Genomic DNA, 9,663 nt, shown 5'->3' with positions numbered 1-9,663 from the left:
TCTGTATCACATTGTAATGAAATTATATTAGTTCTCCCTTTACCTCTACCTCTAGATATAGTATTAGTTGAAATAATTCCAAGCATTTCTAATTCATTAATAAAATCAAAAATTCTTCTATAAGTTACAGAATCTCCTTTAGAAACCAATTTATATGCATCATATAACTTACCGGAAGTTATTTCTTTATTTTCTTTTGTTAAATTTAAAAGAGCTTCAAGAACTCTTTGTTGTTGAGTAGGAAGAGTAATTATTATATCTGTGATTTTATTATGTTCTATCCGATCTTTAGCTTCTCGAACAAAATTACCATGAATTATTTCTGAATCTTTTTCATCAGCTAATTCACCTGCAGTTCTAAGAAGATCTAAAGCATACCTAGCATCCCCTTCTTCTTTAGCAGCCATAGCAGAACATAAAGGAATAACATCATCATCTAAAACTCCTTTATCAAAAGACAATCTAGATCTTTCTTGTAAAATATCGGATAATTGTTCAGCATTATAAGGAGGGAATACAATTTCTCGATCTCTTAAACTACTCATAACTCTAGGTTTTATAAATTTTTTAAAATCTAAATAATTACTAATTGATAAAACTGAAACATTTTCAGTTCTTGTTAATGTATAAAGTATTCCATCTCCATCTTTTTGAAGTAAAATATCAATTTCATCAAGAATGACAATAAGAATAAGTTTTTTACCAAAAGCATTAGTTTTAAAAATATCTCTAAAAGTATTAATTACTTCTGCTTTAGTCCATCCTCTATGAGGAACATCTCTACCTAATTGTTGACATAAATGAGCAATGACTTGATATTCAGTTGTATAATCTGTGCAACGAATATATTCTACTTTTACAAAAATACTTTTATTTTTAGCTGCTTCTTTCAATTGTTCTTTTGCGAATTTAGCAGCTGCTGTTTTTCCGGTTCCAGTTTTTCCATAAATAGTTATATCAGATGGTGCTACATTATTTAAAGCTTCAACCCAATATTTAGCTATGGATGTAATTTGTTCTTTTCTGTGTGGTAAGTGTTCAGGTAAAAACCTATGATCTAAAGGTTTTATGTCTTTAAAAACAGAATCTTCACCTTCTAAATTATCAAAAATATTTGTCATTAAATCGCCATAAAAAAATTAATTAATTAAAAATTATTTAATAAGAATAATTTCAAGTGTAAAACTTATAAATTAATTTTTGTTATGATTATATTTAAATTTTATGTTAAAGTACAAGTGTAAATAATCAAAATTTAATAAAATTATAATATTTAAAAATGAATATTAATAATAAGCAAATTAAATTAATGTTTTAGGTAAAATCAATCTTTAAATAAGGTTATATTAAATTAAAATAATTTTTATTTAAATGAATGTTAAAAAAAATAAATGAAAATAATTTTTATATAGTTAAATTTCAAGTGTAATATTATGTATAAATAGATATAACAGGCAAATAGCTAAAAAATAAAAAATTTTCAATAAGGGATTTAAAATCAAAAATAAGGATTTATATTAAATTAATTTTTTTAAAAAATTAATATTAAAGTGAGAGAGGTGTATTTCAAGTGAAAAATAAAAATTTGAAAAAGCGAAATATAAAGACATATATTTCAAGTGTAAAATAAATTTTAAAAAAGGTTTAATAATTCATAATTTTACAAAAGAAGTAATAAAATTAGTAATTTTGTGAAATATTACTAACAAAACAGAGAGGTAAATTTCATGAATTTTTCAGATGAAATGTATCTCTTCATCTTTAATAAACACAATTTTCTCTTTCACTTGAAGAGTACGTCTCTCTCTTAAAAACAAAAAAATTAATAAATTATATATAATTATTATTATTAATATTATTATTATAATTATTATTTTTATTATTATTATTATTTATATTAGATTTAGAGCTATATTCACCAAATACTTTATTTAATTTCCAAATACATTGTAATTTACCCTTAAAAACTTTTTTAATACATAAAATTAAATTATTTTTATTTAAATTATCTTCATATATTTCATCTGTAATAACAAATCGTTGTAAAACATCATTAGGATGTTCTAATTCAAAATCCAATAAAAATTGATTTAAAGTTAATTTAATATCCCAAATAAAATTTCTCTTTCTTTCACTTGAAGCATTACTCATTACTTCAATTTGACTAGGATCAATTTCAGTTGCACAACCAATAAGTAACATATCTTCTTTACCTAATGGTTGAATCAAATCCATAATATGATTTTCAGGATAATTAATTATAAAATGAAAATTAGATTTATCATCAGAAATTTCATTTTTAAATATTCCTTCATCAACTAACCATTTTTGAACAATATTTTTATCTATCATAATTTAACTTCCTATTATATTAATAAATAAATTAATATATAATTTATAAATAATATAAAAATAATGTTTAATGAAATTATAAACTTCATATTTAACAATTATAATATATACTTAATTTTTTTATTAATTTTAAGCATATTAATTGATTTAATCATTGAAGAGGTACCATCTAAATATCATTTTGTTGTTTTAATTGGGAAAATAATAGAATATTTTAAAAATAATTTTATTAATATAAAAAATAGATCTTCTGGAGTTTTATTAACATTTTTTTCATTAATATCAATATCAATAATTTTGATAATAATATATAGTATTAATATATTTTTATCAACTTTTTTAGCTACTTTCTTAACAATATTTTGTAATAAATTTATAAATAATTTATTTGCATTGAATTTTTGGATTATAATAAATTATGTAATATTTGGAATTTTAACATCAATATTTTTATCCCAATTTTTCTCAATAAAAATGTTAATAAATTCATCATTAAAAATTAAGAAAGATTTAAAAGATAATATCAAAACAGCTAGAAAGTCAATTTCAATGTTTGTGAGTAGGGATACATCTAATCTAAATGAACAATATATAATATCTGCTTCAATTGAATCAATGACTGAAAATATTACAGATTCATATGTTTCATCTATATTCTACTATTTCCTATTTAGTTTGATTGGAATATTTTTTGGATTAAATTATTATTATATAATTTTTTTAGCTATTTTAGGTGCAAATATTCATAGAGTCATTAATACATTAGACGCAATGGTTGGATATAAAACAACAATTTTAGCTAATATAGGGTGGTTTCCAGCACACTTAGATGATATCTTAAATTATATTCCGTCACGTTTTGCGGGAATAATGGTTGTTTTATCTGCATATATTCTAAAATTAAATGGTAAAAATAGTTTTAAAATTTTTAAAAGAGATTCAAAAAAAACTCCAAGTCCTAATTCAGGTTATACAATGGCAGCGGTTGCTGGAGCTTTAGATATTCAATTAGAAAAAAAAGAAACTTATATTCTTGGAGATAATAATCATAAATTAAGCATTGATAAAATTGATGATTCAGTTAAATTAACAAAAATGAGCATCTGTTTATCAACTATAATTTTAAGTATAATATTTTTAATATTAAATTTTATTTTTTAAAAAAATAAGGAAAGTTAAAAAACATGAAAATTGCAATAATATCAATAACTGAAAATGGGAAAGAATTATCTAATATTATTAAAGATTATTTAATAAAAAATCCTAGATTTATAAAAATTGATATATATTTTAAAAATGTAAAAAATACTATAAATAATATTTTTTTTAAATATGATGCTATAATTGGAATAATGGCAACTGGAATTTTAATAAGATCTATAGCAAATCAAATAACATCTAAAGATAAAGATCCTGCAATATTATCCATAGATGAAAAAGGACAATATGTAATAAGCTTATTAAGTGGACATCTAGGTGGGGCTAATGAATTAACAAATATAATTTCAGAAATAATTAATGCAGAACCAATTATTACAACTGCTACAGATATTAACAATAAATTATCTATAGACTCATTAGCTAATAAATATTTTTGGAAAATTGAAAATGTACATGACATAGTAATTTTTAATAAAGCAATATTAAATAACCAATCAATAGACTTATTAGTTAATATTAAACAAGAAAAATACCTAAAAGAATTTTTACATACAAAAAAAGAAATAAATCTCATTAAAAATAATTCTAATAACCCTACTATAATAGCTAAATATAAAAGTAAGATATTAAAAATAATTCCTGAAAAAATGGTTTTTGGAATTGGCTCTAAAAAAAATATAAGCATGAAAAACGTTTTAATAGCTATAAAAACTGTCTGCACTCAATTGAACATTGATATTAATAGAATAGATTCTTTAGCTACTGTTGATGTTAAACAAAATGAAGAAGGGATAATTTTAGCATCAGAAAAATTAAAATTACCTTTATTTATAATAAAAACTGAAGATATAAAAAATTTTAAGTCTGAAGATTGCACTAAATCTAAATTTGTAGAAAAAACAATCGGAGCTTATGGTGTATGCGAACCCTGTGCTTTAATGAAAGCTGGATTAAATTCTAAACTTATTTATAAAAAAACAGCATTTAATGGTGTTACTATAGCCGTAGCTATCAGTAATGAAAAATAATAAAAAATATTTTTAAAAAAAATTAATAATTTATTTTATGATTTAACAGTTTCTAACTTACTTAATATTTCCCAAATTAATGTTCTAGCATGAACAGGTATATTAGGATCGTTACTTATTTCATCTAAAATCATAATAACAGTACTAGCTTTAACAGTAGGATCTTCACTTTCATCAGCTAATTTATTATTTGATTCATCTGCAGCTCTTCTAATGTTACGTGGAACTGTTGGATTATCCATAATGTGTTTTAATATTTCTGAAACTTCATCAAAAGTTTCCTGATTATCACTCATATAATTTTCCTCCCATAAAAAATTTATAAAAATAGTTATAATATTATATTATTATTTTATAAAATATATAATGTTTACTAAAAATATAATTACTTTTTTACTTTATTAAATTTAATGTATGTGTAATAAATTGAGTTTTAGCTATTTCTTCTACAAAATCTGCTAATGAAAAAGCTTCTTCTAAATTTTCTCCAACACTAATTACACCATGATTTTTAAGAATTAAAACATCTTCATTTTTAATTGCTTCTCCTACTTTATTAGCTAAATCCATAGTCCCCGGAATTTCATAATTTACTTCGGCTAAATAAGGTTTTTCAATTTTTCCAAAACCTTCTAATCTTTTAATTTTTTTATCAGAAAATGAAAAACCAGTTGCAAAAGGAGAATGAGTATGAACTATAGCATTAACATTTTTATTAGATTTATAAATATTTAAATGCATAAAGACCTCAGAAGATGGTTTTCCTTTAGATATTATGTTACCTTCTAAATCAACCAGTACAATATCATTGAATTTAAGATTATTAAGAGATTTTAATGTAGGTGTTATACCAATGATAATTTTTCCATTATTTTTAAATTTTACACTCACATTACCAGCTTTTCCAGTAACTAAATGTCTATTAAAAAGTTTATTTGAAATGTTTATTATAGAATTAATTTCTTTTTGCATTGTATTTTTCCTTCCGATTTTAATTTAATCAATAAATTTAAGTTGTTTATATTCTCCATTATCTAAAATAGGTACTTGTGCAGGTGTAGGTACAATATTATAAATTTTTTGGAATTCAGTTTGTGTCTGAAAAGTACCTGAATTAATTAAATGAATTCCTTTATAATTCTTATAAGTATTTATATGAACATGTCCTGTATGTAACACATTAGGCACTTCATCAATTACTAAATGATCCTCTAATTCGGAAGCTAATGGTGTTCTTTCACCATAAATAGGAGCTAAGTGTCTTATATTTAAGAATTCTTCCATAATCAAATCATTTCTTTCATGAGAATAGTCTTTTACACCGATTGCAAAATCATCAATACCTCTACCATGATACATTAAGACTTTTGTACCATCTAGGTTTACATAACCAGGGTTACTTATAAATTCTATATTATTTAATTTATAAAGTGATTTAGCATATTTTTCAGGGACAGCAGGTTGAGGTTCTGCTAATCTTGAAGCATCGTGGTTACCAGGACCTATAATTATTTTAATATCACTTCTAATATCACCTAATAATCTTGCAGCTTCATCATATTGTTCTGTAATATCTTTAATAGCTAATTCTTTTTCTTGATTTGGATAAACACCAATTCCATCAACTATATCTCCATCAACAGTCATATATTTAACATTATTGGCAATTTCTCTTTGTTCTTCATTACCAAAATCTCCATTAATCCATTTAATAAATTTTACAAATGCATCTTCAAGAAATGTAATACTGCCTATGTGTATATCTGAAGTGAAAACAATTCCACATTTTGAATTTGTGTTTGGCATTCTTGGGACTCCTGGAAAGATAATATTATTACCAATTGCTAAATCTCCACGTTTGTCTGCTGTAATACCAACTACTTCATCTCGAACAAGTTTTTCAGATTGTTTAAAAACTGATTCATTTTTATTACTAAATAAAACATTTAAATTTCCAGTATCATCCTCAAAATCTACTAAATTATGGCCATTTTTAGTTGTTCTTACGTTATTTACCATTAAAATTAAATTTAAATCTGTCTGTCCTTCTCCAATTTCACTAATCTTTTGGTGTGTTTTCATTTCAGGGTGTTTTTCAATAATTTTACTCAATTTTTGGTATCTATTGTTAAAATAAGTAACTAAATTATTTAATTCTCCACTAGTATAAGATTGGTTTGTAAGATCTTTTAAGATTTCAAAATTATCATAATTAACATTAGGTTTTGTTAAATTACGTTTAAATTCTGGGCTAACTTCTTTATCATTAATTTTAATTAAATTTTTATTGCTTATTTCATCATTTATTAAATTTTCTTTATTTTTTGGTTGTTCTTTTGTTATGGTGTTGTTTTTTGGTTGTTCTTTTGTTATGGTGTTGTTTTTTGGTTGTTCTTTGTTAAAATTATCTAAAGAATTTAAATTGTTAATTTCTTTTTTATTTTCATTTTTTGTTTTTATCCCTAGTTCTTTTATATAATGATTAACTATATCTCCTTTTAATGATATGAAATCATTTTTAGAATAATTTTTAGTCTTTAATTTTAAAATTAATGATGTAGAAAAATCATTAGGATCTTCAGTACTAATAATTTTTTTATAAGCATCTGGTGATAAATTAATTCCCTTTTTTGCAAATTTTAGTATTATATCATTCATATAAATCTAATTAATCCTTTTTTATATTAATATAAATTTTTTATTTTTTATTTTAATGTTTTAATAGAAAAATATCTTATTATTTCTTTATTTTTTTTCATTAATAAAAATTTCAATTATGTATAAAATTAATAGTAAATTATATTAGATATAATACTAAATAATTTATTATTATATTTTTATTATAAAATATTTTAAATATTAATTTTTAAATTAAAAGAGAATGTAGTGATAAAATGTCAAGACCACTTAGAATTTTACTAATAATAATTCTTTTCTTAGGTTTTTTTGAAATTGGATTATTTAGTTCATATACTATTGTAACTTCTGAAGCTCCAAATGTTAAGGGTTTAATAGATTTACAAGTTAATACCATAACAGGATTTATAAATCCTCATAGTATTACAAATATTGTTATAAAAGATCCAAGTTCAGTAAACATCACTAATAAGGTTGACACGGCTATGGTGATAGCAAATCTTGCTAATGTAGATGGTGCTAGTGTTCCTAATATGACAGCTACCACACAACAAAGTACTGATGATACAGGTTTAATAAATATTACTATAACCACTGTAGGTTATGCTGCATCTAATTCTACAAACCAAACAGTAATAAGCACAGCTCCGACTTATAAATTAATTGCTACTGCACAAGCAAATGCAACAAGTAAAGGAGTTGTCGTAGATACAAATTCAATTAAAGTTACTAGTATTTTAAAATTATATGAAAATGAGACTAATACAACTTCTTAATTTTCATGATAGAGGTTTATTAACATGTTAAATATTATAGGTATTGGTCCAAGTAAAGGAGATATAACTTTAAATGCTATTAAAGCTTTAAAAGAATCTAATGTTATTATTGGTTATAAAAAATATATAGATTCTATAAATGACCTTATTGATGGAAAAGAAATTATAAAGAAAGGAATGGGAGATGAAGTCGCTAGGGGAGAACTAGCTATTTCAAAAACCTTAGAAGGAAATAATGTAGCTATAATAAGCTCAGGTGATCCTGGAGTTTATGGGATGGCTAATCTTATATTTCAATTAATTGGGAAATATGAGGATATAGATGTTAGGGTTTATCCAGGGGTATCTGCTTTAAATTATTCTGCAGATCTTTTAGGTGCTCCTTTACATGATTTTGCTACTATAAGTTTAAGTAATCTTTTAACACCATTATCTGAAATACAAAATAAAATTGAGCATGCTGCAAAAGGAAATTTTATTATAGCAGTTTATAATCCAATTAGTAAATCTCGTAAAGAACCATTTAGATTATTTAAAAAAATTTTACTAGATATTCGTGGATCTAATACTTTAGTAGGGATTGTTGATAGTACATCTTATCCATCTAAGACCAAAATTGTTAAATTAATTAATCTAGACGAAGAAGATATTAACATGTTTTCTTGTTTAATTGTTGGAAATAAATTAACATATTTATCTGATGGGTATATGGTAACTCCAAGAGGTTATGCTATTAAAAATGATATTCATCCCTCATCTAGGAATTTTTATGATAATTTTTTTAAATCTAATACACCTGTTGGTCCAAATTTAGAATGTGAATATTATCCTTGTCATTATTATGGTCAAAATTGTGATTTTTGTTATTGTCCTTTTTATCCATGTGGTGATGGATCTACTGGTGGTAAGTGGATTAAAGGTAAGAATATTTGGAGTTGTGAAGACTGTACATGGATTCATGAGAAGGATGCAATTGATTGTGTTAAGAAAAAATTTAATGATATTGTAAATGATGTTGATGATTTAAATCGTAAAAAGAAAGAATTATTAAAACTTCGTCGTCATTGTGTTTTAAAAACAAAGAAATTATAATATAATTATATGTTGGGGATATTTAATGTCTAGTGTTAAAGATATATTAATAGAAATGAAAAATCTGTCGGAACTTATGGTTGATTTAGCTTATTCTTCTGTTCTTTTTCAAAATAAAGAAGCTGCTGAAGAAGTATTAAATCTTGAAGATAGGGTTAATAGTTTAAATTATGAAATTAAAAAACAATCATTATTAGCTTCTCGTTCTGTTGAAGATGCGGAAAAATTAACCGTTTTATTAGAAGTAGCTGAAGCTGCTGAAACAATAGGTAATGCTGCTAAAGATTTAGCTGATTTATCTATTAAAGGATTTGAACCTCATCCAGTATTTAAAATGGTTATGGAAGATTCTGAAACAAATATTTATAGGATGAAAATAGAATCTGGTTCAGATTTAATAAATAAATCATTAGGTAATATATTGTTATCAAATCGCACCGGTATGCGAGTTATATCTATTAGGAGAGATTTAACTTGGATATATGGTCCAAATAAGGATACAATTATATTAGAAGGAGATGTCCTTATAGTTAAAGGTACAGAAGCAGGTTATGATATTTTAAATAAACTAGCTAAGAATGAAATAACATTAGATGAAATATAAAACTAATTTTTTA

General features: G+C 23.5%; 10 protein-coding genes. 5 read left to right on the top strand and 5 right to left on the bottom strand.

Annotated features, from left to right (window positions below; all coding sequences use genetic code 11):
• Together BP769_RS02250 and BP769_RS02245 are read right to left on the bottom strand one after the other, a co-directional pair.
• Positions 1 to 1,121: orc1/cdc6 family replication initiation protein (locus BP769_RS02250; RefSeq protein WP_413861949.1), on the bottom strand; the 1,121-nt coding region annotated here is incomplete at its 3' end.
• Positions 1,122 to 1,830: 709 nt separating this feature from the next.
• Entirely contained in the window at positions 1,831 to 2,352 is a 522-nt protein-coding gene (locus BP769_RS02245) for a DUF2299 domain-containing protein (RefSeq protein WP_413825409.1), read from the bottom strand.
• Positions 2,353 to 2,415: 63 nt separating this feature from the next.
• Here BP769_RS02245 and BP769_RS02240 point away from each other — a divergent pair, with 63 nt between their 5' ends.
• Both BP769_RS02240 and BP769_RS02235 read left to right on the top strand, forming a co-directional pair.
• Complete coding sequence (locus BP769_RS02240) at positions 2,416 to 3,513, top strand: cobalamin biosynthesis protein (protein WP_413825406.1); 1,098 nt, start codon at positions 2,416 to 2,418, stop codon at positions 3,511 to 3,513.
• 23 nt (positions 3,514 to 3,536) lie between these two features.
• A complete protein-coding gene (locus BP769_RS02235; RefSeq protein WP_413825403.1) occupies positions 3,537 to 4,541 on the top strand; it encodes a cobalt-precorrin 5A hydrolase in 1,005 nt (334 codons plus the stop codon).
• A 35-nt stretch (positions 4,542 to 4,576) separates the two neighbouring features.
• Here the strand turns inward: BP769_RS02235 and BP769_RS02230 are convergent, their stop codons facing one another.
• The 3 genes from BP769_RS02230 to BP769_RS02220 form a co-directional block, all read right to left on the bottom strand.
• Positions 4,577 to 4,837, bottom strand: a complete 261-nt coding sequence (locus tag BP769_RS02230; RefSeq protein WP_409198278.1) for a UPF0147 family protein — start codon at positions 4,835 to 4,837, stop codon at positions 4,577 to 4,579.
• 97 nt (positions 4,838 to 4,934) lie between these two features.
• Positions 4,935 to 5,513, bottom strand: coding sequence for a class II aldolase/adducin family protein (locus tag BP769_RS02225; protein ID WP_409198277.1), 579 nt, complete (start codon positions 5,511 to 5,513; stop codon positions 4,935 to 4,937).
• 24 nt (positions 5,514 to 5,537) lie between these two features.
• The gene (locus BP769_RS02220) at positions 5,538 to 7,199 is read right to left on the bottom strand and encodes a DNA-directed DNA polymerase II small subunit (RefSeq protein ID WP_413825400.1); all 1,662 of its coding nucleotides are present in this window, start codon (positions 7,197 to 7,199) and stop codon (positions 5,538 to 5,540) included.
• Between the two features lie 236 nt (positions 7,200 to 7,435).
• Here BP769_RS02220 and BP769_RS02215 point away from each other — a divergent pair, with 236 nt between their 5' ends.
• From BP769_RS02215 to BP769_RS02205, 3 genes are read left to right on the top strand one after another with little or no spacing between them, the layout of a single operon-like run.
• Positions 7,436 to 7,954, top strand: a complete 519-nt coding sequence (locus BP769_RS02215) for a hypothetical protein (RefSeq protein WP_409198275.1) — start codon at positions 7,436 to 7,438, stop codon at positions 7,952 to 7,954.
• 24 nt (positions 7,955 to 7,978) lie between these two features.
• The gene (cobJ, locus tag BP769_RS02210; RefSeq protein ID WP_409198274.1) at positions 7,979 to 9,046 is read left to right on the top strand and encodes a precorrin-3B C(17)-methyltransferase; all 1,068 of its coding nucleotides are present in this window, start codon (positions 7,979 to 7,981) and stop codon (positions 9,044 to 9,046) included.
• Between the two features lie 25 nt (positions 9,047 to 9,071).
• Positions 9,072 to 9,650, top strand: a complete 579-nt coding sequence (locus BP769_RS02205) for a potassium channel family protein (RefSeq protein ID WP_409198273.1) — start codon at positions 9,072 to 9,074, stop codon at positions 9,648 to 9,650.
• The last annotated feature ends 13 nt before the right edge of the window (positions 9,651 to 9,663 follow it).

Origin of the sequence: Methanobrevibacter sp. UBA417 (assembly GCF_002508845.1) — an archaeon.
Taxonomy (GTDB): Archaea; Methanobacteriota; Methanobacteria; order Methanobacteriales; family Methanobacteriaceae; genus Methanobrevibacter_A; species Methanobrevibacter_A acididurans.
Note: the sequence above shows the minus strand (reverse complement) of the source record. Positions and strands in the feature narration are given on the sequence as shown.